Annotated in this window: 23 protein-coding genes; 3 read left to right on the forward strand and 20 right to left on the reverse strand. The window is 70.1% G+C overall.

Annotation, left to right across the window (positions count from 1 at the left end; translation table 11 throughout):
- The 11 genes from nuoK to ACFV6X_RS15020 are packed head-to-tail and all read right to left on the reverse strand — an operon-like array spanning position 1 to position 10,851.
- Positions 1-300, reverse strand: a complete 300-nt coding sequence (nuoK, locus tag ACFV6X_RS14970; protein WP_141309549.1) for an NADH-quinone oxidoreductase subunit NuoK — start codon at positions 298-300, stop codon at positions 1-3.
- The gene (locus ACFV6X_RS14975; protein ID WP_385382795.1) at positions 297-1,139 is read right to left on the reverse strand and encodes an NADH-quinone oxidoreductase subunit J; all 843 of its coding nucleotides are present in this window, start codon (positions 1,137-1,139) and stop codon (positions 297-299) included. The genes nuoK and ACFV6X_RS14975 overlap by 4 nt, the downstream gene beginning before the upstream one ends.
- Entirely contained in the window at positions 1,136-1,777 is a 642-nt protein-coding gene (nuoI, locus tag ACFV6X_RS14980) for an NADH-quinone oxidoreductase subunit NuoI (protein WP_385382798.1), read from the reverse strand. The genes ACFV6X_RS14975 and nuoI overlap by 4 nt, the downstream gene beginning before the upstream one ends.
- A complete protein-coding gene (nuoH, locus tag ACFV6X_RS14985) occupies positions 1,770-3,146 on the reverse strand; it encodes an NADH-quinone oxidoreductase subunit NuoH (RefSeq protein ID WP_385382801.1) in 1,377 nt (458 codons plus the stop codon). The genes nuoI and nuoH overlap by 8 nt, the downstream gene beginning before the upstream one ends.
- Positions 3,143-5,647 carry an NADH-quinone oxidoreductase subunit G gene (locus ACFV6X_RS14990; protein WP_385382804.1) on the reverse strand — a complete coding sequence of 835 codons (2,505 nt, stop codon included), beginning with the start codon at positions 5,645-5,647 and terminating at the stop codon, positions 3,143-3,145. The genes nuoH and ACFV6X_RS14990 overlap by 4 nt, the downstream gene beginning before the upstream one ends.
- Positions 5,644-6,993 (reverse strand): NADH-quinone oxidoreductase subunit NuoF, encoded by a 1,350-nt coding sequence (nuoF, locus tag ACFV6X_RS14995; protein WP_385382807.1) that lies wholly within the window; start codon positions 6,991-6,993, stop codon positions 5,644-5,646. The genes ACFV6X_RS14990 and nuoF overlap by 4 nt, the downstream gene beginning before the upstream one ends.
- Positions 6,993-7,862 carry an NADH-quinone oxidoreductase subunit NuoE gene (gene nuoE, locus ACFV6X_RS15000; RefSeq protein WP_385382808.1) on the reverse strand — a complete coding sequence of 290 codons (870 nt, stop codon included), beginning with the start codon at positions 7,860-7,862 and terminating at the stop codon, positions 6,993-6,995. The genes nuoF and nuoE overlap by 1 nt, the downstream gene beginning before the upstream one ends.
- Positions 7,859-9,181, reverse strand: a complete 1,323-nt coding sequence (locus ACFV6X_RS15005; protein WP_385382811.1) for an NADH-quinone oxidoreductase subunit D — start codon at positions 9,179-9,181, stop codon at positions 7,859-7,861. Before ACFV6X_RS15005 ends, nuoE begins: the two co-directional genes overlap by 4 nt.
- Positions 9,178-9,927: an NADH-quinone oxidoreductase subunit C gene (locus tag ACFV6X_RS15010; protein ID WP_385382814.1), complete on the reverse strand. Its 750-nt coding sequence runs from the start codon at positions 9,925-9,927 to the stop codon at positions 9,178-9,180. Before ACFV6X_RS15010 ends, ACFV6X_RS15005 begins: the two co-directional genes overlap by 4 nt.
- Positions 9,924-10,478 (reverse strand): NADH-quinone oxidoreductase subunit B family protein, encoded by a 555-nt coding sequence (locus ACFV6X_RS15015; protein ID WP_007490930.1) that lies wholly within the window; start codon positions 10,476-10,478, stop codon positions 9,924-9,926. The genes ACFV6X_RS15010 and ACFV6X_RS15015 overlap by 4 nt, the downstream gene beginning before the upstream one ends.
- Positions 10,479-10,491: 13 nt before the next feature.
- The gene (locus ACFV6X_RS15020; RefSeq protein WP_007383963.1) at positions 10,492-10,851 is read right to left on the reverse strand and encodes an NADH-quinone oxidoreductase subunit A; all 360 of its coding nucleotides are present in this window, start codon (positions 10,849-10,851) and stop codon (positions 10,492-10,494) included.
- 714 nt (positions 10,852-11,565) lie between these two features.
- Between ACFV6X_RS15020 and ACFV6X_RS15025 the strand changes: the two genes are divergently transcribed.
- Positions 11,566-12,411: a C40 family peptidase gene (locus tag ACFV6X_RS15025; RefSeq protein ID WP_385382818.1), complete on the forward strand. Its 846-nt coding sequence runs from the start codon at positions 11,566-11,568 to the stop codon at positions 12,409-12,411.
- Between the two features lie 108 nt (positions 12,412-12,519).
- Here the strand turns inward: ACFV6X_RS15025 and ACFV6X_RS15030 are convergent, their stop codons facing one another.
- On the reverse strand, positions 12,520-14,349 hold the full coding sequence (locus ACFV6X_RS15030) for an FAD-dependent oxidoreductase (protein WP_385382821.1): 1,830 nt from the start codon (positions 14,347-14,349) through the stop codon (positions 12,520-12,522).
- Positions 14,350-14,493: 144 nt separating this feature from the next.
- Positions 14,494-15,786 carry a geranylgeranyl reductase family protein gene (locus ACFV6X_RS15035; RefSeq protein ID WP_365446592.1) on the reverse strand — a complete coding sequence of 431 codons (1,293 nt, stop codon included), beginning with the start codon at positions 15,784-15,786 and terminating at the stop codon, positions 14,494-14,496.
- Positions 15,787-15,883: 97 nt separating this feature from the next.
- Here ACFV6X_RS15035 and ACFV6X_RS15040 point away from each other — a divergent pair, with 97 nt between their 5' ends.
- Both ACFV6X_RS15040 and ACFV6X_RS15045 read left to right on the forward strand, forming a co-directional pair.
- Positions 15,884-16,390 (forward strand): GNAT family N-acetyltransferase, encoded by a 507-nt coding sequence (locus tag ACFV6X_RS15040; RefSeq protein WP_385382824.1) that lies wholly within the window; start codon positions 15,884-15,886, stop codon positions 16,388-16,390.
- 92 nt (positions 16,391-16,482) lie between these two features.
- Positions 16,483-16,821: a PASTA domain-containing protein gene (locus ACFV6X_RS15045; protein WP_385382827.1), complete on the forward strand. Its 339-nt coding sequence runs from the start codon at positions 16,483-16,485 to the stop codon at positions 16,819-16,821.
- Between the two features lie 76 nt (positions 16,822-16,897).
- Here the strand turns inward: ACFV6X_RS15045 and ACFV6X_RS15050 are convergent, their stop codons facing one another.
- The 7 genes from ACFV6X_RS15050 to ACFV6X_RS15080 form a co-directional block, all read right to left on the reverse strand.
- Positions 16,898-17,590: a demethylmenaquinone methyltransferase gene (locus tag ACFV6X_RS15050; protein ID WP_385382830.1), complete on the reverse strand. Its 693-nt coding sequence runs from the start codon at positions 17,588-17,590 to the stop codon at positions 16,898-16,900.
- 102 nt (positions 17,591-17,692) lie between these two features.
- Positions 17,693-18,295, reverse strand: coding sequence for a hypothetical protein (locus ACFV6X_RS15055; RefSeq protein WP_385382833.1), 603 nt, complete (start codon positions 18,293-18,295; stop codon positions 17,693-17,695).
- Position 18,296: 1 nt separating this feature from the next.
- Positions 18,297-19,496 carry a cyclic dehypoxanthinyl futalosine synthase gene (gene mqnC / locus ACFV6X_RS15060; protein ID WP_385382836.1) on the reverse strand — a complete coding sequence of 400 codons (1,200 nt, stop codon included), beginning with the start codon at positions 19,494-19,496 and terminating at the stop codon, positions 18,297-18,299.
- 141 nt (positions 19,497-19,637) lie between these two features.
- Positions 19,638-20,369, reverse strand: coding sequence for a prepilin peptidase (locus tag ACFV6X_RS15065; protein WP_385382839.1), 732 nt, complete (start codon positions 20,367-20,369; stop codon positions 19,638-19,640).
- Positions 20,366-23,344, reverse strand: a complete 2,979-nt coding sequence (locus ACFV6X_RS15070; protein ID WP_385382842.1) for a BTAD domain-containing putative transcriptional regulator — start codon at positions 23,342-23,344, stop codon at positions 20,366-20,368. The genes ACFV6X_RS15065 and ACFV6X_RS15070 overlap by 4 nt, the downstream gene beginning before the upstream one ends.
- Positions 23,345-23,530: 186 nt before the next feature.
- Positions 23,531-23,992: a TadE/TadG family type IV pilus assembly protein gene (locus tag ACFV6X_RS15075; protein ID WP_385382845.1), complete on the reverse strand. Its 462-nt coding sequence runs from the start codon at positions 23,990-23,992 to the stop codon at positions 23,531-23,533.
- Positions 23,989-24,405, reverse strand: coding sequence for a TadE/TadG family type IV pilus assembly protein (locus ACFV6X_RS15080; RefSeq protein ID WP_385382848.1), 417 nt, complete (start codon positions 24,403-24,405; stop codon positions 23,989-23,991). The genes ACFV6X_RS15075 and ACFV6X_RS15080 overlap by 4 nt, the downstream gene beginning before the upstream one ends.
- Between the last annotated feature and the right edge of the window lie 2 nt (positions 24,406-24,407).

The raw sequence follows: 24,407 nt of genomic DNA on the forward strand, positions 1-24,407 counted from the left end.
TTAGAGCTTCATCAGGCTGGCGTCGTCGACCGAGGCCGAGTGGCGGGAGCGGAACAGCGACACGATGATCGCGAGACCGACCACGACCTCCGCCGCGGCGACGACCATCGTGAAGAACGCGATGATCTGGCCGTCGAGATTGCCGTGCATCCGGGAGAAGGCGACGAACGCGAGGTTGCAGGCGTTGAGCATCAGCTCGATGCACATGAACAGCACGATCGCGTTCCGCCGGATCAGCACGCCGGTCGCGCCGATCGTGAACAACAGGGCGGCGAGGTAGAGGTAGTAGACGGGGTTCACTTCGACGCCTCCTCGGTCCGCTTGAACGTCGGCGGATCGATCTCGGCCCGCTCCAGCCGCTCCTCCGCGCGCTGCTCGAGAGCCCGCAGGTCGTTGAGCGCCTCGGTGGACACGTCCCGGATCTGTCCGCGCTCGCGCAGCGTCTTGCTGACGGTGAGGTCGGACGGGGTGCCGTCGGGCAGCAGGCCCGCGATGTCCACGGCGTTGTGCCGCGCGTACACACCGGGCGCCGGCAGCGGCGGCAGGTGCTTGCCCTCGCGGACGCGCTCCTCGGCCAGCTCCCGCTGGGTCTTGGCGCGCTCGGTGCGCTCGCGGTGGGTGAGCACCATGGCGCCGACGGCGGCCGTGATCAGCAGGGCGCCGGTGAGCTCGAACGCGAAGACGTACTTGGTGAAGATGAGGGCGGCGAGGCCCTCCACGTTGCCCCCGGCGTTCGCCTGGCCGAGGCCGTCGAACTCCGTCAGGGACGCGCTGCCGATGCCCCCGACGAGCAGGACGCCGAAGCCGAGACCACAGATCAGGGCCAGCCAGCGCTGGCCCCTGATGGTCTCCTTCAGGGAGTCCGCCGCGGTGACACCGACCAGCATCACCACGAAGAGGAACAGCATCATGATCGCGCCGGTGTAGACGACGATCTGCACGATGCCCAGGAAGTAGGCACCGTTGGCCAGGTAGAACACCGCCAGGATGATCATGGTGCCGGCCAGGCAGAGCGCGCTGTGCACGGCCTTCTTCATGAAGACGGTGCACAGGGCGCCGATCACCGCGACCGTGCCGAGGATCCAGAACTGGACGGCCTCTCCGGTGGAGGTGGTGTACGCGGCGAGCTGTGCGGTCATCGTCCGACCACCTTCTCCGAGGCGGGTTCGCCGTCGCCGAAGGTCGAGGCCGCCTCCTGGGGCGTCTCGCCCTTGGAGAGGGCGACCTGAGGCACCGTGCCGGGCGCGGCCTCCGTCACCAGACCCCGGTAGTAGTCCTGTTCGTCCATCCCGGGGTAGATGGCGTGCGGCGAGTCGACCATGCCCTCTTCGAGGCCGGCCAGCAGCTGCTCCTTGGTGTAGATGAGGTTGGCGCGGCTGGAGTCGGCGAGCTCGAAGTCGTTCGTCATCGTCAACGCGCGCGTGGGGCACGCCTCGATGCACAGGCCGCACAGGATGCAGCGGGCGTAGTTGATCTGGTACACCCGGCCGTACCGCTCGCCCGGCGAGTAGCGCTCCTCTTCGGTGTTGTCCGCGCCCTCCACGTAGATGGCGTCGGCGGGGCAGGCCCAGGCGCACAGCTCGCAGCCGACGCACTTCTCCAGGCCGTCCGGATGGCGGTTGAGCTGGTGCCGTCCGTGGAACCGCGGGGCTGTGGTCTTCTGCTGCTCCGGGTACTGCTCGGTCAGCCGCTTCTTGAACATGGCCTTGAAGGTCACGCCGAAGCCGGCCACGGGGTTCTGGAAACCGGGCTTGGTCTCCTTGGGTTCCTCAGCCATCGGACGCCTCCTTTCCATCCGTAGATCCGCCCAGAGATCCATCACTCTGAGTATCGGGACCACCACTGACAATCAGCTCCCGCTCACGGCGCGAGCGGCGCCTCGGCACCGGTGGCAGCTCCTGTCCGGGCAGCGGCGGCACCGGGAATCCTCCGGCCATCGGGTCGAACGCGGGCTGCTCGGCGGGCGGCTCCGCCGACTTGGAGCGGTCGCGGAAGAAGTCCACGACGAACGAGAGCAGCAGGAGGGCGAGGACACCGCCACCCACGTAGAGGGCGATGTCGGCGAAGGCGTAGTTCTCGTTCCGCAGCGTCCGCACGGTCGCGACCAGCATCAGCCAGACCACGGAGACCGGGATGAGAACCTTCCAGCCGAGCTTCATCAGCTGGTCGTAGCGGACGCGCGGGAGCGTGCCGCGCAGCCAGATGAAGAAGAACAGCAGCAGCTGCACCTTGACGACGAACCAGAGCATCGGCCACCAGCCGTGGTTGGCGCCCTCCCAGAAGGTGCTGATCGGCCAGGGTGCCCGCCAGCCGCCCAGGAAGAGCGTCGCGGACACGGCCGAGACGGTCACCATGTTGATGTACTCGGCGAGCATGAACATCGCGAACTTGATCGACGAGTACTCGGTGTTGAACCCGCCGACCAGGTCGCCCTCCGACTCCGGCATGTCGAAGGGGGCGCGGTTGGTCTCGCCGATCATCGTCACGATGTAGATCACGAAGGACACCGGCAGCAGGATCACGAACCAGCGGTCCGCCTGCGCCTCGACGATCGCCGACGTCGACATCGAGCCCGAGTAGAGGAACACCGACGCGAAGGCGGCGCCCATGGCGATCTCGTACGAGATCATCTGCGCGCAGGAGCGCAGACCGCCGAGCAGGGGGTAGGTGGAGCCGGAACTCCAGCCCGCGAGCACGATGCCGTAGATGCCGACCGAGGCGACCGCGAGGATGTACAGCATCGCGATCGGCAGGTCGGTCAGCTGCATCGTCGTGCGCTGACCGAAGATCGAGATCTCGTTGCCCGCCGGGCCGAACGGGATCACCGCGATCGCCATGAACGCCGGGATGGCAGCGACGATCGGCGCGAGGATGTACACCGCCTTGTCGGCGCGCTTGACGACGAGATCTTCCTTGAGCATCAGCTTGATGCCGTCAGCGAGCGACTGGAGCATGCCCCAGGGGCCGTGCCGGTTGGGGCCGATGCGCAGCTGCATCCAGGCGACGACCTTGCGCTCCCACACGATGGAGAACAGCACGGTCACCATCAGGAAGGCGAAGCAGAACACGGCCTTGACGGCGACCAGCCACCACGGGTCGCGGCCGAACATGGAGAGGTCTTCAGCGGCGACGAAGTACGGGCTCATGCCTCCACCTCCTTGGGGGCCTCACCGGCGGGCGTCGCCGGGCCGATGCGGACGAGGGAGCCGGGCAGCGCCCCGCTGTCGGAGGCGACGCCCCCGCCCGCGGAGTTCAGCGGCAGCCAGACCACTCGGTCGGGCATCTCGGTGATCTGCAGCGGCAGCTGGACCGTGCCGACGGGGCCGGTCACGGCGAGCACGTCGCCCTCCTCGACCCCCGCCTCGGCGGCCGTGGCGGGCGACAAGCGCGCGCGTGCGGCATGCCGTGTCCCGGCCAGTGCCTCGTCGCCCTCCTGGAGCCGGCCCTGGTCGAGCAGCAGCCGGTGGCCGGCCAGTACGGCCTCCCCGGCGGCCGGCCGCGGCAGTACGCCCGCGGTTTCCAGCGGCTCGGTGGCCCGCGGCCCGTCCCAGGCACCGAGCCGGTCCAGCTCCGCACGCACGGTCCGCAGATCCGGCAGCCCGAGGTGTACGTCCATGGCGTCGGCCAGCATCTGCAGTACGCGCGCGTCGGTGGGCGCCAGGCGGCGGCTCATCTGGTCGGGCTTGAGCGCGGCGTCGAAGAAGCGGACCCGGCCCTCCCAGTTGAGGAACGCGCCTGCCTTCTCGGCCACCGCGGCGACCGGCAGGACCACGTCGGCGAGCTCCGTGACCTCACTGGGCCGCAGTTCGAGCGAGACCAGGAAGCCGACCTCGCCGAGCGCCTCACGCGCGCGTGCCGGGTCCGGGAGGTCCGCGACCTCGACACCGGCCACCAGCAGCGCCTGGAGCTCACCGCTCGCGGCGGCCTCGACGATCTGGCCGGTGTCCCGGCCGTAGCGGAGCGGGAGTTCGGCGACGCCCCAGGCGGTCGCGACCTCGTCCCGCGCGCGCGGGTCGGTCGCCGGGCGCCCGCCCGGCAGCAGCGACGGCAGCGCACCCGCCTCGATCGCACCGCGCTCCCCGGCCCGCCGCGGGATCCACACCAGCCGCGCACCGGTGGCGGACGCGGCCCGTACGGCGGCGGTGAGGCCACCGGCCACACCGGCCAGCCGCTCGCCCACGACGATCACCGCGCCCTCGGAGCGCAGCGCCTCCGCGGCCACCGCGCCGTCGTCCTCCAGGCCGACGCCGCTCGCGAGCGCGTCCAGCCATTCGGTCTCGGTGCCGGGAGCGGCGGGCAGCAGCGTGCCGCCTGCCTTCTCCAGACCGCGCGTGCTGTGCGTGGCCAGCGAGAACACCTTCTGCCCGTGCTTGCGCCATGCCTTGCGCAGCCGCAGGAAGACGCCGGGCGCCTCCTCCTCCGACTCGAACCCGGCCAGCAGCACGGCGGGCGCCTTCTCCAGAAGCGTGTACGTGACGCCCGTACCGTCGAGGTCGCGGCCGCGTCCGGCGACCCGCGCGGCGAGGAAGTCGGACTCCTCGCCGCTGTGCACGCGCGCGCGGAAGTCGATGTCGTTGGTGTCCAGCGCCACGCGCGCGAACTTGCTGTACGCGTACGCGTCCTCGACGGTGAGCCGGCCGCCGGTCAGCACGCCGGTGCGGCCACGCGAGGCGAGCAGCCCCTGGGCGGCGATCTGCAACGCCTCCGGCCAGGAGGCGGGCTCCAGCTCACCCTCGGCGTTCCGCAGCAGCGGTGTCTCCAGGCGGTCCTTCACCTGTGCGTACCGGAACGCGAAGCGCCCCTTGTCGCACATCCACTCCTCGTTGACCTCGGGGTCGTTCGCCGCGAGGCGCCGCATGACCTTGCCGCGCCGGTGGTCGGTGCGGGTGGCGCAGCCGCCGGAGCAGTGCTCGCAGACGCTCGGCGAGGAGACCAGGTCGAACGGGCGGGAGCGGAACCGGTAGGCCGCCGAGGTGAGCGCGCCGACCGGGCAGATCTGGATCGTGTTGCCGGAGAAGTACGACTCGAAGGGGTCGCCCTCGCCGGTGCCCACCTGCTGCAGCGCGCCGCGCTCCAGCAGCTCGATCATCGGGTCGCCCGCGACCTGGTTGGAGAACCGGGTGCAGCGCGCGCACAGCACACAGCGCTCACGGTCCAGCAGCACCTGCGTGGAGATCGGCACCGGCTTCGCGAAGGTGCGCTTGCGGCCCTCGAACCTGGACTCGGCGTTGCCGTGGGACATCGCCTGGTTCTGCAGCGGGCACTCGCCGCCCTTGTCGCAGACCGGGCAGTCCAGCGGGTGGTTGATGAGCAGCAGCTCCATCACACCGTGCTGCGCCTTCTCGGCGACCGGCGACGTCAGCTGAGTCTTGACCACCATCCCGTCGGTGCAGGTGATGGTGCAGGACGCCATCGGCTTGCGCTGGCCCTCGACGTCGACGATGCACTGGCGGCAGGCACCGACCGGGTCGAGGAGGGGATGGTCGCAGAACCGCGGGATCTCGATGCCGAGTTGCTCGGCGGCCCGGATGACCAGGGTGCCCTTGGGCACGCTGATCTCGGCGCCGTCGATCGTCAGCGTGACGAGGTCTTCCGGCGGGACCGCCGCCTCTCCCCCACCGGAGGGAGCGCTCGTGGTCACAGTCATGCGTTCACCTCCGTACGGTGGTCGGCCCAGGCCGTCGACCTGGCCGGGTCGAACGGGCAGCCACGGCCCGTGATGTGCTCCTCGTACTCGTCGCGGAAGTACTGGAGCGAGGAGAAGATCGGCGAGGCGGCACCGTCACCGAGGGCGCAGAAGGACTTGCCGTTGATGTTGTCGGCGATGTCGGCCAGCTTGTCGAGGTCGCTCATCGCGCCCTTGCCGGCCTCGATGTCCCTCAGCAACTGCACCAGCCAGTACGTCCCTTCACGGCAGGGCGTGCACTTGCCGCAGGACTCGTGGGCGTAGAACTCGGTCCAGCGGGTCACGGCGCGCACGACGCAGGTCGTCTCGTCGAAGCACTGCAGGGCCTTGGTGCCGAGCATGGAACCCGCGGCGCCCACTCCTTCGTAGTCAAGAGGGACGTCGAGGTGCTCGTCGGTGAGCAACGGGGTCGAGGAGCCGCCCGGCGTCCAGAACTTCAGCCGGTGGCCTGGCCGCATCCCGCCGCTCATGTCGAGGAGCTGGCGCAGGGTGATGCCGAGCGGCGCCTCGTACTGGCCGGGACTCGCGACGTGACCGCTGAGCGAATAGAGCGTGAAGCCGGGCGACTTCTCGCTCCCCATCGACCTGAACCATTCCTTGCCGTTTTTCAGGATGGCGGGAACTGAGGCGATCGATTCGACGTTATTCACCACAGTCGGGCACGCATAGAGGCCCGCGACCGCAGGAAAGGGGGGACGGAGCCGCGGTTGACCCCGGCGGCCTTCGAGCGAGTCGAGCAGTGCAGTTTCCTCACCGCAGATGTACGCGCCCGCGCCGGCGTGCACCGTGATGTCGAGGTTGAGCCCGCTGCCCAGGATGTTCTCGCCGAGGTAACCCGCCGCGTACGCCTCAGCGACGGCCGAGTGCAACCGCCGCAACACGGGGACGACTTCACCACGCAGATAGATGAAGGCATGCGACGACCTGATGGCGTAACACGCGATGATCATGCCCTCGATGAGGCTGTGCGGGTTCGCGAAGAGGAGCGGGATGTCCTTGCAAGTCCCGGGCTCCGATTCGTCGGCGTTGACAACTAGATAGTGCGGCTTTCCATCTCCCTGAGGAATGAACTGCCATTTCATTCCCGTCGGGAATCCCGCGCCACCACGGCCGCGCAGCCCGGAGTCCTTGACGTACGCGATGAGGTCGTCGGGCGTCATCGCGAGCGCCTTGCGGAGTCCCTCGTAGCCGTCGTGCCTGCGGTAGACGTCCAGCGTCCAGGACCCCTCCTCGTCCCAGAAGGACGACAGCACAGGTGCGAGCAGCTTCTCGGGGCTCGTGTCCTTCAGCTCGGGTGCCAACGTCATCACTCCCCCTCCTCGGCGGTAGGCCCTGCCGGGTGGGAGGGGTCGGACGCCGATGTCTTCTGCGGTGCGTCGTGCGAGCTGAGGTGCTCCGCCGGTGACGGCTCGTGAACGGCGCCCTGCGGCTCCTCGTGCGGGCCGCCCTCCCGCGGATGGACCACGCGCGCGGGTGCGGCCTCTCCCCTGGCCAGGCGGAGGCCCACCAGCGACGCGGGTCCCGCGCCGCCCGTGGCCTCGACGGCCCCGTCCCGCTCGTCGGGGAAGCCCGCCAGGATCCGGGCGGTCTCCTTGAACGTGCACAGCGGCGCGCCGCGGGTCGGCTCGACCCGCGCTCCCCTGCGCAGGTCGTCCACCAGGCGCTTGGCGCTCTGCACGGTCTGGTTGTCGAAGAACTCCCAGTTGACCATCACGACCGGCGCGAAGTCGCAGGCCGCGTTGCACTCGATGTGCTCCAGGGTGACCTTGCCGTCGTCGGTGGTCTCGCCGTTGCCGACGCCGAGGTGCTCCTGAAGCGCCTCGAAGATCGCGTCACCGCCCATCACGGCACAGAGGGTGTTGGTGCACACACCCACCTGGTAGTCGCCGCTCGGCCTGCGCCGGTACATGGTGTAGAAGGTCGCGACCGCGGTGACCTCGGCCGTGGTCAGGCCGAGTACGTCCGCGCAGAACCGCATGCCCGTGCGTGTGACATGGCCCTCCTCCGCCTGCACGAGATGCAGCAGCGGCAGCAGGGCGGACCGGGAGTCGGGGTAGCGGGCGATGACCTCGCGCGCGTCCCCCTCCAGCCGGGCTCGAACGTCGTCCGGGTAGTCGGGCGCGGGCAGTTCCGGCATGCCCAGGCTGACGCCCCGCTCCGAAGAAGAGGTGGTCACCGGTCGACGCCTCCCATCACGGGGTCGATGGACGCGACGGCGACGATGACGTCGGCCACCTGGCCGCCCTCGCACATCGCCGCCATGGCCTGCAGATTGGTGAAGGACGGGTCGCGGAAGTGGACCCGGAAGGGACGGGTGCCGCCGTCGGACACGGCGTGCACTCCCAGCTCGCCCTTGGGCGACTCGACCGCCGTGTACACCTGTCCCGGCGGCACGCGGAAGCCCTCGGTCACGAGCTTGAAGTGGTGGATCAGGGCCTCCATGGAGGTGCCCATGATCTTCTTGATGTGGTCCAGCGAGTTGCCCAGTCCGTCCGGGCCCAGGGCGAGCTGGGCGGGCCAGGCGATCTTCTTGTCGCCGACCATGACCGGCCCGGGCTGCAGCCGGTCCAGGCACTGCTCGACGATCCTGAGCGACTGGCGCATCTCCTCCAGGCGGATCAGGAAGCGGCCGTAGGCGTCGCAGGTGTCCGCGGTCGGGACCTCGAAGTCGTACGTCTCGTAGCCGCAGTACGGCTGGGACTTGCGCAGGTCGTGCGGCAGGCCGGTCGAGCGAAGGATCGGGCCGGTGGCGCCGAGGGCCATGCAGCCGGCCAGGTCCAGATAGCCGATGTCCTGCATACGGGCCTTGAAGATGGGGTTCCCGGTGGCGAGCTTGTCGTACTCCGGGAGGTTCTTCTTCATCTTCTTCACGAACTCGCGGATCTGGTCCACCGCGCCGGGCGGCAGGTCCTGGGCGAGTCCGCCGGGGCGGATGTACGCGTGGTTCATCCGCAGGCCCGTGATGAGCTCGTAGATGTCGAGAATCATTTCACGATCACGGAATCCGTAGATCATGATCGTGGTGGCGCCGAGCTCCATGCCGCCGGTGGCGATGCACACCAGGTGCGAGGAGAGCCGGTTCAGCTCCATCAGGAGCACCCGGATGATCGTGGCCCGGTCGGGGATCTCGTCCTCGATGCCGAGGAGCTTCTCGACGGCGAGGCAGTAGCCGGTCTCGTTGAAGAAGGACGTCAGGTAATCCATGCGCGTGACGAAGGTGGTGCCCTGCGTCCACGTGCGGAATTCCAGGTTCTTCTCGATGCCGGTGTGCAGATAGCCGATGCCGCACCGGGCCTCGGTGACCGTCTCGCCCTCGATCTCCAGGATCAGGCGGAGCACGCCGTGGGTGGACGGGTGCTGGGGCCCCATGTTGACGACGATGCGCTCGTCGTCGGCGCGGGCCGCGGACTGGACGACCTCGTCCCAGTCGCCACCGGTGACCGTGTAGACGGTGCCCTCGGTGGTCTCACGCGGAGTTGCGTGCTGCGTGCTCATGAGTACGACCTCCGCTGGTCCGGAGCCGGGATCTGGGCGCCCTTGTACTCGACGGGGATGCCGCCGAGGGGGTAGTCCTTGCGCTGCGGGTGGCCCTGCCAGTCGTCCGGCATCATGATCCGCGTCAGGGCCGGGTGACCTTCGAAGACGATCCCGAAGAAGTCGTAGGTCTCGCGCTCGTGCCAGTCGTTGGTGGGATAGACGGCGACCAGCGACGGGATGCGGGGGTCGCTGTCCGGCGCGCTGACCTCGAGGCGGATCAGCCTGTTGTGGGTGATCGAGCGCAGGTGGTAGACGGCGTGCAGCTCGCGGCCCTTGTCGCTGAGGTAGTGGACGCCGCTGACGCCGGTGCACAGCTCGAAGCGCAGGGCCGGGTCGTCGCGCAGGGTGCGGGCGACGCGGACCAGGTGCTCGCGCTCGATGTGGAAGGTGACTTCGCCCCGGTCGACGACCGTCTTCTCGATGGCGTTCTCGGGGAGCAGTCCCTGTTCCTCCAGGGCGCCCTCCAGCTCGTCGGCGACCTCGTCGAACCAGCCGCCGTAGGGGCGACTGGCCGGCCCCGGCAGCCGGACCGAGCGGACCAGGCCGCCGTAGCCGGAGGTGTCGCCGCCGTTGTCGGCGCCGAACATGCCGCGCTGGACGCGGATCTCCTCACCGCCGTCGCCGCGCTGGCCGGGGAGGTTGGAGGCGGAGAGGTCCTTCTCGGGGTTGACGCCGTTCGACGCCCCGCTGTCCGCGTCGCTCATCGCAGCAGCCCCTTCATCTCGATCGTGGGCAGTGCCTTGAGCGCCGCTTCCTCCGCCTCCCGGGCCGCCTCCTCGGCGTTCACGCCGAGCTTGGAGCCCTGGATCTTCTGGTGGAGCTTGAGGATGGCGTCCAGCAGCATCTCCGGCCGTGGCGGGCAGCCGGGGAGATAGATGTCGACCGGGACGACGTGGTCGACGCCCTGGACGATGGCGTAGTTGTTGAACATGCCGCCGGAGGAGGCGCACACCCCCATGGAGATCACCCACTTGGGGTTCGGCATCTGGTCGTAGACCTGCCGCAGCACCGGCGCCATCTTCTGGCTGACCCGGCCGGCCACGATCATCAGGTCCGCCTGGCGGGGTGACCCGCGGAAGACCTCCATGCCGAACCGGGCCAGGTCGTAGCGTCCCGCGCCGGTGGTCATCATCTCGATGGCACAGCAGGCGAGGCCGAACGTGGCGGGGAAGACGGACGCCTTGCGCACCCAGCCCGCGGCCTGCTCGACGGTGGTCAGCAGGAATCCGCTCGGCAGCTTTTCTTCGAGTCCCATGGCTAAAGGCCCCTCAGTCCCATTCCAGGCCGCCGCGCCGCCACACGTACGCGTAGGCGACGAAGACGGTGAGCACGAAGAGCAGCATCTCCACGAGCCCGAACACACCCAGGGCGTCGAAGGTGACGGCCCACGGGTAGAGGAAGACGATCTCGATGTCGAAGACGATGAAGAGCATCGCCGTCAGGTAGTACTTGATGGGGAAGCGCCCGCCGCCGGCCGGCGTGGGGGTCGGCTCGATACCGCACTCATAGGCTTCGAGCTTGGCGCGGTTGTACCGCTTCGGACCGATCAGCGTGGCCATGACCACGGAGAAGATCGCAAAGCCTGCCCCGAGGGCTCCCAGTACGAGGATGGGCGCATACGCGTTCACCGCTCCTCGCTCCTCTCAGTCGGCATTGACTGCTGCGGGTTGCACTGGACTCACTCCCTGCTCACCTGCTCCACGAGCCCCGCCCGTCCCGGCGAAGATCGAGAACATGTGAAGCAGGTCACAAGCCCAACTGCCTCGCATCCTATGCCTGCCGCTCTGTGATCTGCGACACGGGGTGTTCCACAAGCTTTGTGATCTCCACCACCTGATGAACGATCATGAAGTCGGATGATCGGCGATCTTCGCACGTGAGGCGTTCAACTGATCACCAGTGGTGACATTTCCGCTAGTCAGCACAGTTCGGAAGGGGCGTCTCCATATCAAGAGACTTCCCTTGCATGCAAATTGGAGCTGGTCGCCGAGGCCTGGTAGTGGACCTCGTTCACACGTCGGAGGGAGGCCGGAACGGGATGTGGACGCGTGCACGCGTTCACGAACTCGGCGGCGTCGGATTCCGTGCACCGGACGCACTGACTCCGGTAACCGTTTCGTGACCTCCGCCACATTCATGAGAGGCGCCTGAGAAGCGGGGTTGGCCATCCGTCCCAACCAGTGGTAGGTGGCGGGCAATTCGGACGTAACGAAGAAAGCCCATGATCACAGGCTTGATGGGCGACGTCCGCAATGTCCGTTACGGCGTCAATAAAGGGTGACGCGCCGAGGATTCGGGCCACTGATTGAACAACTGTGGCGGACCACACGTTCCTTGAAGGTATGGAGGAGCCCCTGATACCGGTTATTCCCATGTCCCACACCGCTCACATACGTAGCCACCGGAAACCCCGCCAGCGCAGCGCCTCGAAGATGGCGATGCGGGCCGGAGTTGCCGGTGGCATCCTCAGCACCGTGGCAGTGGCCGGCGCGTCGGCCTCGGCGAATGCCGCCGAGCCGGTGACGCAGACCATCGAACTGCCCACCCTCACGGCGGACCTGTCCGCACAGGTCGCCCAGTCCGCGGACGCCACGCAGCTGGCGGCCGCGAACTACGAGCTGCAGGCCGAGCGTGACGCGGCCGCCGCCCAGGCCGCCAAGGAGGCCAAGGCCGACCTGGCCGTGGCCAAGAAGAAGGCGGAGGCCCGCAAGAAGGCCGCCGAGGAGGCGCGCCAGGCCGCCGCGGAGCGCGCCGCGCGCGATGCCGAGCGGGCCACCCTCTCGACGACCTCCGCGGCCTCCGGCGCCGACGACACCGTGACCGTGCCGTCCGGCGGCAGCGTCGCGACCGTGATCGGCTTCCTTCAGGCCCAGCTGGGCGACGCCTACGTCATGGGCGCCAGCGGCCCCAACGCCTGGGACTGTTCCAGCCTGGTCCAGGCGGCGTTCAAGCAGGTCGGTGTGGACCTTCCGCGCGTGTCGCAGGACCAGTCGATGGCCGGCACGGACGTCTCCCTGTCGAACCTTCAGGTCGGCGACATCCTGTACTGGGGCGGCAAGGGCTCGGCGTACCACGTGGGTGTGTACATCGGGAACGGCCAGTACCTGGACGCGGCCAACCCCTCGAAGGGCGTCGTCATCCAGGACCTCTCCGGCTACCCGGCGTCGGGCGCGGTGCGCGTGCTCTGACGCGAACCCGCCTCACCACCACCACACAAAAGGCGCATTGAGGTACGAATGGGGCCGCAGCCGCTCGGGGGCGGCGGCTCCGTCCGCCTCCGCTCTCGCGGACCGACGTCAACCGAGGTCGAAGGTGTTGCGCAGGCCGAGCCGGTGACGCAGGGCGTCGACGCGCTTGAGGGGTTCCAGCTCCGGCGGCCGGTACAGCCCCCATACAGGGCAGCGCTCCGCGCGCGAATTGTCCGCTTCGAGTAGGGCGTTGACGGCAAGTCGGGCGGACTCGTTGGCGCCTTCCATGCTGGCGAGGTCGACGTCGGTACGGACGTAGTCGCCGGCGAGGAAGAAGTTCGGGATCGCCGTGCGGGCCGTGGGGCGGTTGTGGAGCGTGCCCGTGGGGTGGATGAGGAGCTGCTCGCGGTTGTGCGGCTGAGGGCCGCCCAGACCGGTCACCGCCGGATCCATGAACCACCCGAGCCGGTCCTCGTCCCCGAGCGTGGTCTTGCCGGCGTCGTTCACGCCGTCCTTCAGCTGGGCCCAGAGTTCGGCGACGACCTCCTCCTTCGTGCACTCACGGGCCGTCTTGCCGTACAGGATGCCGGGTTTGTCCCACTCGGAGATGATCGCGGACAGACAGTCACGCGCCCGCCCGTCGCCGTAGTCGCGCGAGAAGTCCCGTACGTCCCAGAACTGCGCCTGGCCGACGGCGGTCACCGACCAGGGCGAGTCGAGGCAGTTGACGTGGCCGTGGACGACCGGCGTGGGCGTGCGGAGGTAGAACATCACCCCGGTCATCCAGTCCGTCTGCAGCGCGTCGCAGCGGGCCAGCTGCGGGTCGGCCGCGCGCAGGGCCGGGCCCCACGTCAGCCGCGCGTGCTCGACGGGGAGCGCGCAGACGTAGTGGTCGGCGGTGACCGTACGTTCGTCGCCGCCGTCGTGGGCCGAGACGCGGACCCCTCGCACCCGGCCGCCCTCGTACAGCACCTCCCGCACCTGGGCGCCGAGCACGAATGCGACGCCCAGGGAGCGCAGGTGGCTCTCCCAGGGGTCGATCCAGGCCTCGCTCGTGGGGGCGTTGAGCACGCGGTCGATGTCCGCGTCGGGGCCGTCCATGCCGCGCCCGAGGAGCCCCCAGAGCAGCAGGGCCTCGATGATGACGCGGCCGACGGTGCGGGTGGAGGCGACCTCGGCGCGGGTGGCGACCAGGTTGCGGGTCTGGCCGATGCCGAGGAGCGCCTGGTACTCGGGGCTCATCTCCTCGGCTCGGATGAAGTCCCACCAGGACGTCCTCTCCCACTGGTCCTCGCGGCGGGCGTCGCAGCTGGTGAGGTGGACGAGCAGACGGTTGACGAAGTAGGCGGCCTCGTGGGCGGGCAGGCGGGTGCCGAGGTCCAGGACGGACAGCAGCTGGTCGCGGATCCAGGACAGGGTGAGGCTGCCAGGGCCGGGCGGGGTGGTGACGCGGCGGAGCGGGAAGTGCAGGTCCGGGCGGCCTGAGTCACGGGCGAACAGGGCCTCGGTGCCGTTGCGCAGGTTGCCGCGCACACCGTCGGGGTTGCCGGCGTAGGGGATGCGACGCATGGTGTCGGGCAGGTTCCGGTAGAACCCGGGGAAGAACCGGAACCCGTGCTCCCCTGGAAGTGGCCGCCGCCCGCCTGCCGCGGTGCCCGGGACGTCCATCGAGCGGGCCTTGCCGCCCAGGGCGTCGTAGTACTCGTAGACGGTCACGGCGTAGCCGCGCTCGGCGAGCTCGTGCGCGGCGCTGAGGCCGGACACGCCGCCACCGAGCACGGCGACCCGCTTCCCTGCCGAAGCGGCGGTCGCGCGGCCGGCGGCGGCTCCTAAGGCCAGGGCCGCTCCTCCGGCGCCGGTCCCGGCGAGAAAGCGTCTGCGGGTCTGTCCGGGCGGCTGCTGCGGCAGCGTCGGCTGTCGCGCGTGTTCTGTTGTCATGGGAAGGGGAGAGTAGGGGTCCGCCGCGGGGGCCGGAAGCCCGATTCCCGGCCGACCACGGCACTCACACACCGGATCCTCGGAGACCGGCTCTCTCTGCGCCGGCCTTGTCACAGACTGGCGCCCTCCGGGGCAACGGCCCGATCAGGCCTTCGGGGCCACCTTGCTCAGGCCGTTGATGATGCGGTCCATCGCGTCGCCGCCCGTCGGGTCGGTCAGGTTGGCGAGCATCTTCAGGGTGAACTTCATCAGGACGGGGTGCGTCAGACCGCGCTGGGCGGCGATCTTCATCACCCTCGGGTTGCCGATGAGCTTCACGAAGGCCCGGCCCAGTGTGTAGTAGCCGCCGTAGGTGTCCTTGAGGACGCGGGGGTAGCGCTGGAGGGCGAGTTCGCGTCCGGCGGGGGTCGAGCGGGCGTGCGCCTGGACGATGACGTCGGCGGCGATCTGGCCGGATTCCATTGCGTAGGCGATGCCCTCGCCGTTGAAGGGGTTCACGAGGCCGCCGGCGTCGCCGACGAGCAGCAGGCCCCGGGTGTAGTGCGGCTGGCGGTTGAAGGCCATCGGCAGGGCGGCGCCGCGGATCGGGCCGGTCATGTTCTCCGGGGTGTAGCCCCAGTCCTCGGGCATGGAGGCACACCAGGCCTTGAGGACCTCGCGCCAGTCCAGCTCCTTGAAGGAGTTGGAGGTGTTGAGCACGCCGAGGCCGACGTTCGAGGTGCCGTCGCCCATGCCGAAGACCCAGCCGTAGCCGGGCAGCAGCCGGTCCTCGCCGGGCCCGCGGCGGTCCCAGAGCTCCAGCCAGGACTCCAGGTAGTCGTCGTCGTGGCGCGGGGAGGTGAAGTACGTACGGACCGCGACGCCCATCGGGCGGTCCTCGCGGCGGTGCAGGCCCATCGCGAGGGAGAGGCGGGTGGAGTTGCCGTCGGCGGCCACGACCAGCGGCGCGTGGAAGGTGACCTCGCGCTTCTCACCGGTGTCACCGAGCTTCGCGTGCACACCGGTGATGCGTCCGGTGCGCTCGTCCACGATGGGCGCGCCGACGTTGCAGCGCTCGTACAGGCGCGCGCCCGCCTTCTGCGCCTGCCGGGCGAGCTGCTCGTCGAAGTCGTCGCGCTTGCGGACCAGTCCGTAGTCGGGGAAGGAAGCGAGATCCGGCCAGTCCAGCTGCAGCCGCACACCCCCGCCGATGATCCGGAGCCCCTTGTTGCGCAGCCAGCCGGCCTCCTCGGAGATGTCGACGCCCATCGCCACGAGCTGCTTGACGGCGCGCGGGGTGAGCCCGTCGCCGCACACCTTCTCGCGCGGGAACTCGGTCTTCTCCAGGAGCAGTACGTCCAGACCGGCCTTGGCGAGGTGGTACGCCGTCGCCGACCCGGCCGGGCCCGCGCCCACGACGATCACATCGGCGGTGTTGTCCGTCAGAGACTCGGCCACGGCGGGATCTCCCCAAGTTCGAAATCTGTGTGCCGACCGGCACTGGACATGGGCAGTCTATTCAGCAGAATTGATCAACCGGCCGAAGGGATACCCAGTGAACCGAGCTCTCCCCGTGGTACGGCTGCGCGTCCCCACCGACGAGGACGCCGTGGCCTGGCACCGGGTGTTCGACGACCCGGATGTCATGGAGTTCCACGGCGGCAGGTCCGCCGAGCTGTCCGTCTACGAGGAGCTCACCGCCCGCCAGCGCAAGCACGACGCCGAACTGGGCTTCTGCCTGTGGACCATGCTCGATGCCGACGACCGGGTCATCGGCTTCACCGGCGCCCAGCCGTGGCCACGGGAGTGGGGCCCGAAGGGCGAGATCGAGATCGGCTGGCGGCTCGGCCGGGAGCACTGGGGCAAGGGATACGTCACCGCGGCCGCGCGGATGACCCTGGAGCGGGTGCGCGCGGTGGGCGTCGGCAACGTGGTGGCCATGGTCAGCGCGGGCAACACCCGGTCGATCGCGGTCACCGAGCGACTCGGTATGCAGCTCGCCGAGACCTTCAGCAGTCCCGAGACGGACAAGTTGGGACACTGCTTCCGACTGAAGCTGTGACGTAGAGTAATAGTCGGCTACAGAAAGCCACTTGACGCTTCCGGACAGCACCCCGGGCGGTTACGCTGCCAGTACCTCTGGGGGTGACATCTGTGCGCATAACACCCAAGACACCCGAAGTGCGCGTGCCGAGGTTCGTCGGCCTGATGGCCATGGACGCCCGTGAGGCGGCCAAGGCACAGGGAATACTGCTCGCCACGCCCGACCGGCCCGACTTCCATCTCACCGTCGTGGACTACGTCGTACGGCAGTACCCGCCGCCCGGCGTCGAGGTGCCGCACGGCGCGGTGGTCAGCGTGTGGTTCGACCTCGGAGAAGGCGAGGGCGGCGGAGGCGCGGGCGTACGCGAGCCGCGGCTGCCGAGGCCACCGCGAGGCGGGATGGAACGCGAGCTGGGCCAGCCCGGGGACACGTTCGAGGCGATCAGGTGAGCCCGCCTCTCACCCAGGCGGAGACAGGCCACCCGTAAGAGCCCACAGGACGGGCCCGCGGGGACGCGCCCACGGCTCAGGCCTTGAAGCCCCGGTGCAGAGCGACCACGCCACCCGTCAGGTTCCGCCACGCCACCTTCGACCACCCGGCCTTGCCCAGGCGCTCGGCCAGGGCCGGCTGGTCGGGCCAGGCGCGGATGGACTCGGCGAGATAGACGTACGCGTCCGGATTGGACGACACCGCCCGGGCCACCGGCGGCAGCGCCCGCATCAGGTACTCGGTGTAGACCGTGCGGAACGGCTGCCAGGTCGGGTGCGAGAACTCGCAGATCACCACGCGTCCGCCCGGCCGGGTCACCCGGTACATCTCGCGCAGCGCGGCATCCGTGTCCTGCACGTTGCGCAGCCCGAAGGAGATGGTGACGGCGTCGAACACGTCGTCCTTGAAGGGCAGCCGTGTCGCGTCGCCGGCGGTCAGCGGCAGCCAGGGGTGGCGCTGCTTGCCGACCTGGAGCATGCCGAGGGAGAAGTCGCAGGGCACGACGTAGGCACCGGCACGGGTGAAGGGCAGCGAGGAGGTGGCCGTACCGGCGGCCAGGTCCAGCACCTTCTGAGCGGGGCGCGCGTCGACCGCCTTCGCGACCTCCCGGCGCCACACCCGGTCCTGGCCGAGCGACAGCACGTCGTTCGTCAGGTCGTACCGTTCCGCCACGTCGTCGAACATCGAGGCGACTTCGTGCGGCTGCTTGTTCAGGGAAGCGCGGGTCACGAAGACCATTCTTGCAGCACCCCCGCAGGGAGCAGGGCGCGGCATCGCATGGGCGACGACGCCGCCCCGCCCTGCTTCCGCCGGAACACGAGCCGCCCCGCCCTATTTCCGCCGGAACACGATCCGTCCCGCCACCACGGTCGCCACACAGCTTCCGCCCCCGCGCTCGGCCAGTTCTGCCTCGTCCCGCACGTCGAACACGGCGAACCGCGCCGCCGAACCGCTCTCGCGCGCGGGCGGGAAGTCCACCGGCGGCCCGGAGCCGAACGGGTCGAGGGAGGGCACTCCGTCCGGCACCCCGAGCCGCCCCATCACGCCGATCCCGGACCGCCGAACGGCCGCGACGACGGCCCGGTTGCCGAACGTCCCCGCCACCACGACGGTCCCGCGCGCCAGCATCCGCTGCACTCCGCGCCGCGCGCTCGCACCCCACCGCGCCTCGTCCATGCCGAGTGCGGCCAGGGCGTCCCCGGTCACCGGCTCGGTGCCGAGTTCGTCGGCCTCGCGCGGGTCCGGGTGGTAGGCCTGCTCCAGCAGTTCGGGCCCGTGCATGTTGACCAGCCCCGAGGTGAGTATGCCGGGCCACCGCCGCACGCGCGCGAGCGGATGGGCGCGGGTGAGCTCCTCCAGGGGACCGGCCGCGAGTACCCACTCGCCGCGCACGGCGAGGGCCCGCCCCCTGGAGTCCGCGTGAAGGGTCAGCAAGTCAGTTGGAGGCGAGAAGCTTCAGCTCGGGGTGAGCCGTGCCGCCCTCGATCGCGGTGGACGAGATGTGGGACATGACGCGCTCGTCGACGGGGTCGTTCGCCGGGTCGTCGTGCACGACGAGGTGCTCGTACGTCGTGTTCCGCTGCGCGGGCACACGGTCCGCGGTGCGGATCATCTCGATCATCTCCAGCAGGTTGGAGCGGTGCTTGGCACCGGCCGCCGAGACGACGTTCTCCTCCAGCATCACCGAGCCGAGGTCGTCCGCCCCGTAGTGCAGGGTCATCTGCCCGGCGTCCTTGCCGGTGGTGAGCCAGGAGCCCTGGATGTGGGCGATGTTGTCGAGGAAGAGACGGGCGATCGCGATCATCCGCAGGTACTCGAAGATGGTGGCCTGGGTGCGGCCCTTCAGGTGGTTGTTCTGCGGCTGGTACAGGTACGGGATGAAGGCGCGGAAGCCGCCCGTGCGGTCCTGTACGTCACGGATCATCCGGATGTGCTCGATCCGCTCGGCGTTGGTCTCACCGGTCCCCATGAGCATGGTGGACGTGGACTCGACGCCCATCCCGTGCGCCGTCTCCATGATCTCCAGCCACCGCTCACCGCTCTCCTTGAGCGGGGCGATGGCCTTGCGCGGCCGCGCGGGCAGCAGCTCGGCGCCGGCGCCGGCGAAGGAGTCCAGCCCGGCGGCGTGGATCCGCTGGATGGCCTCCTCGACCGTCACCTTGGAGATCCGGGCCATGTGCTCGACCTCGCTCGCCCCCAGGCTGTGGATGACGAGCTGCGGGTACTCCTTCTTGATCGCCGCGAAGTGCTTCTCGTAGTACTCGACGCCGTAGTCGGGGTGGTGACCGCCCTGGAACATGATCTGCGTCCCGCCCAGTTCGACCGTCTCCGCGCACCGTCGCAGGATGTCGTCGAGGTCGCGCGTCCAGCCCTTCGCCTTGTCCTTCGGCGGCGCGTAGAAGGCGCAGAACTTGCACGCCGTGACGCACACGTTCGTGTAGTTGATGTTCCGCTCGATGATGTACGTCGCGATGTGCTCGGTGCCCGCGTACCGACGGCGGCGTACGGCGTCGGCGGCGGCGCCCAGCGCGTGCAGCGGTGCGTCGCGGTAGAGGTCGAGCGCCTCGTCGGGGGTGATCCGCCCGCCCTCGGCGGCACGTTCGAGGACGGACTGGAGGTCGGCCTTCTCGGTCACCGGGTGTCCCTTTCGTCAAGGGTTGTGGACGGACCCAACCACCCTACGCCAGCGGTTTTCCCACCCCGCGCCCAGCCCGCCGCCCCGCCCACAGACCACCGCTCCCTCAGCCCGCCGCCCCGCCCACAGACCACCGCTCCCTCAGCCCGCCGCGCCCAGCAGCAACCCGGCGCAGGCGCCCGCGAGCAGGAACGGCCCGAAGGGGATCGCGGTCTTGCGCCCCGCCTTCCGCACGACGACCAGGGCGCCGCCGTACACCGCCCCGCACACGAAGGCGGCGAAGGTCCCCAGCAGCACGGCCCCCCACCCGTACCAGCCGAGCGCCGCCCCCGCCCCGAGCGCCAGCTTCACATCGCCGAAGCCCATGCCGGCGGGGTTGATCAGGAAGAGCAGGAGGTAGAAGCCGCCGAGAGCCAGGGCGCCCAGCAGGGCGGTGCCCCAGTCACCGGCGTGTCCGGGCACCAGCGCGGCCACCCCGAGCAGGGCGAGGGTCCCGGCCGCGAGCGGCAGCGTCACCGGGTCGGGCAGCCGCCGCACCCGCACGTCGACGACCGCGAGCAGCACACCGGCGGGCGTGACCAGCAGCCAGACGCCGAGTTCGGGCCGGGGGCCGGTGACGGCGGCGAGGGAGGCGCACAGAAGGGCGGTGACCGTGGCCGGCCACGCCGAGCGGGGACCGTAGGACGAGACGTCGGCCGCGCACAGAGCGCACCGGGCGGGCCCGGCCCACCCCCGGATCGGGTGCCCGCCCGGACACCGCTCGCGCCAGCCCTCGCCGGACGGCACAGCGAGGCGGTGGACAGCCCGTGGCAGCAGCGCACCCACTGCGACACCCCAGGCCGCGGCGAGCGCGATCAGCATGACTTTGCTCATCCCCCTGTCGCCACGCCCTCGCGCCAGGTCGGCACAAGCTCGTCCAGCAGGGCCTCGGTGCGCGGCGGAAGCCCTCGAGCTCCGCTGCGGCCGAGCAGGTCCTCGGCGAGCGCGTGGAGCCGGGCGGTGTCACCGGTGCCGTGGGTCGCGCGCAGCAGCTCGTGCCAGAGCCGCTCGTCGGCGGGTGCGGTGCGCAGGGACGCGCCCAGCGCCTCGATGGCCTTCTCCGCGCGGTCCTTCTCCAGGTGGAACGCGGACAGAGCGAGCCCGATGTCCGCGACGAGCAGCGGAAGCTGGGCGTCGACGATCTCGTAGGTGAGCCAGCGGTAGCGGCCCTCGGGCCGGTCGGACAGCAGAGGGCCGCGCACCAGACCCAGCGCCTGCGTCAGCAGCCGCCCGCGCACGGCACGGTTGTCGGCGCCATCGCCCTGTGTGGCCTCGTGGTACAGCGAGCGCAACACGTCCAGGTCGGAGACGACGGATGCGGCGAGCGTGAGCCGTCCGGTCGCGTCGGTGCCCAGCCGTGGGCTGCCGTCCGGGTCGACGCCGAGCCAGGCTCGCAGCCGCTCCATGAGCGCCTCCTGCACGTCGTCGGTGACGCCGCGCGGCCACAGGGCGGAGGCCAGGACCCGTGGGTTCACACCCTCCCGGTGCAGGAGCAGCAGTGCGAGCGCCTCGTGCAGCAGTGCGCTGCGCTCGCCGTCCGGGGTCTCCAGCCCAGTGATCTCGTACGACCCCACCAGTCGCGCGTACACCGCCGGCCGCCCCTGCTCGCTCAGGTCGACGAGGAACTGGGGGGAGGTGTCCGGCCCGTCGGGACCGCGCTCGGGGTCGGCGTCGGCGAACAGCTCGACAACGGCGCGCTGCTGCTCGGCGGGCAGCAGTTGCGCGTCGAGCGAGAGACCGAGGAGCGGGGCGGTCAGCCTGCCGGCTTCGTCGATCTCCATCTCCCACGCGGCGCCGGGAAGTTCACCACTTCCGGTACCGACGAGGTAGCCGATGCCGAGACGGCTCGCGTCGGCGGCGAGTTCGGCGAGCTTGACCGCGTCCTCGGCCGACGGCTCTGCGGCGAGCAGGACGAGGTGCGGGGCCCATCGTGTGTGCTGGGCCGGTCCGGTGCGGCCGGTGAGAACGCTGTCGTGTCCGGCGGCGCCGAGCGCGCCACGCCGCTGCCTGGTCTCGGCCTGCATGGACTCGATCAGGTCGTCGATGCCGTCGAGGTGGCGGATCCGGTTGGGGGCGAGTGGTGTCAGGTCCTGGCCGAAGCCGACGAGGGTGATCGTCATGCGGTCCGACCAGCCGTTGGTGGCAAGTTCGGCCGCGACCGACGCGAAGACGGCGGCCCGGTCTGCCTCGCGGCCGCTCAGCGAGACGATGCCGGGCACGGCCTCCAGGTTGAGCAGCAGACGGGAGCCGTCCATGGTGCCGAGGCTGACGAGGCCGGGGTACGGGGCTGCCGTGTCCACGTCCTCGTACCGCTCAGCGTTGCTCCTGGCCAGCTGCCAGAATGTCTGGTCCTGCCCGAGCTGCCAGGGAGCGGGCGGCTTGCCGGCCGGCTGAGCGAGCTGGAGGTGCAGGTCGCCGTTGCTGAACCACACGGCGTAGACGGCCGGCAGCGGCCTCGACTCGGCGGCCAGCGACGCGGCGAGTCCGCGCAGCGACCGGTCCAGCAGCCGTACGCCCTCGGGGTCGGCGCCCACCAGCAGCGCGTCCTGCACGTCCAGGGCGTCGCCGGTCGGCGTGGGCGGTTCCATGCCGCGCCGACCGCCGACCGTACCCAGCGCGGACTGCCACAGGGCCTGCCGGCGCCGGTGGCCGAGGGCACCGAGGAGGCCGGCGGCAAGGAGGGGTGCGCCGAGGAGCGCTTCGGGGAGGCCGAAGGAGCGGCCGGACTCGGCAGCGGGGGCGGCGTGCTGCTCGCGCTGGTCCTGGTGCGGGGCGGACTGCTCGGGGGCGGGCCGCTGCTCGGGCAGGGCCACGCGGGAGGAGTCGGCGCCTGGCTGACCGTCGGCCCCCTGCTGACCGCCGCCGCCCTGGGCCTGGTTCCCGGACTTGGCGTACTCGTTGATCTGCTGCTGCACGTCCGGGGAGACGTCCGGCGCCTCGTCGGGCATCTCGACCAGTTCGCCGCCGACCGCGTCCCCGGGCATCTCCATGATCCAGCCGGGCCGGATCAGACTGGCCTCGGACAACCTGGAACCGTCGGGCTGTACGCGGTCCTTGTTGAGCGCGAAGATCTCCTTGTACCGGCGCCCGTCGCCCAGGTGCCGCTCGGCGACCTCCCATAGGGAGTCGTGATGACGCCCCTCGGGCGGCTGGATCCGGTAGTACTTGGTGTCGCCCTGCTGGGCCGCCCTGTCGTCATCGGCCTGCGCGGCGACGTCGGACGCCTGCTCCGCGAGGGCGGCGGCGGTGTAAGCCGCCTGCTCCTGCTGCTGGGCGAACAGCCCCGGCGTCTGATGGGCCGCGGCGACGGTCCCCTTGTGGTTCCCTTCCATGCTCTGCCCGAGCTGTGACAGTCCCGGCGTGAAGCCGGCCGCCGTGGCGCCGACGAGCAGCAGCGCGGCGACGAGTTGCCTGGCCAGCAGTTGGCTCGGGCCGGCCCCGGGCACCCGGCCCGGCACGCCGACGCCGGACAGGGCGGCCTTCACCTCGACGAGCACGCAGGCGGTGAACTGGGCCCAGGCGAGCCAGACGACGAACGTGAGGATGTCGAGGAACGTCCCGACCGTGATCTCCTGCTGCAGCCACTCCAGGCTCGGCGCCTCCGTGGGCAACGGCCAGCCGGCCTGCGTCGCGAGCACGAACGGCACGCCGACGAGGAGTCCGACAAGGGCCAGGAAGGCGAACAACGCCTTCACGAAGTCTCCGACGGTTCGCTGCCGCACACGTACCGGCTGCGGGGTCCGGTTCCTCGGGCCCGGCGGGTTCGCCGAAGAGCTTCCCGTCGAGCTTGAAGTACGGCGTCGCGGCATGGCGGGTGTCCTGGGGTCGTGTGCGGGGGAAGGGAACCGGGTACGGGGGTCTGCCGACCCTACTGAGAGCCGATGAACCTGATGAGACACGAGTTCCGATGAGATGCAGTGAGATCTTATTGACTCCCATTGACACCACAGAAGGCCGAAAGCTTCAGAGCCGTATGCGCCCTGGCGGAGTTGCCGTCAGCCGACCTGGTTCTCCGCCACCGCCTGTCCGTGCACGACGACGTCACCGCTGTAGAACATCCCTGTGAACACCGGCGAGTAGGTCAACTGGATCTCGACCTCCACCTGCTCGGCGTCGGCCGCCACGCAGTGGCTCGCCGCGATGTCGGCGCCGGTCATGTCCATCTCGCGGGCGAAGTCCTTCACCCGGGCGTCGCAGTTGGCGTAGTTGATCGGCGCCGGGCCGCCCTCGTCGTCGTAGAGGGCTTCGAGGTCGATGTCCTGCGCCGCGTACCGGGCGGCCTGTTCCGCGATGTCCGCCGCCCGCTCCCGCTTGGAGATGGACAGGCCGCCGTCGATGACGAAGGCGGACAACGACAGAAAGACCAGGGCGAAGATGATGACCGCGCCGGCACCGGAACCGCGGTCGTCCAGCGCGACCCGGCGAACGCTCCACCACGCGCGTACGACGTCCGTCACGCCGACCTCCTGAAGGGGTCCAGCGGCGAGCTGAAGCTGGCCGACAGTGTGGTGGGGATGTCCAGGCCCAGCATCGCCAGGCCTCGCACCTCGCAGCTCACCTCGACCGTGAAGATGGTGTTGGGCTCGAAGCCGGCGCTGGTCTGCCGTACCGAGACGGGACCCGAGCAGACGTCGGCCAGATCGGCCTCCGCCGCCTTGCGTGCCTCCGCCATCGCCGTCGCGTGGTTTTTCTGGATGGAGCCCGCACGGGCCGCGTCCCGAGCCGCCCCGTCGAGCGCGCCACGGCCGTCGACCAACTGGCCGAAGGCGACCAGGACGAGGATGAAGAGGATCATCACCGGGGCGAGGATCACGACTTCGACCGTCGAGAGCCCCCGGTCGTCGCGATCGCGCGCGAAAGCAGGAGCCATGC

Source organism: Streptomyces sp. NPDC059861, assembly GCF_042731435.1.
Taxonomy (GTDB): Bacteria; Actinomycetota; Actinomycetes; order Streptomycetales; family Streptomycetaceae; genus Streptomyces.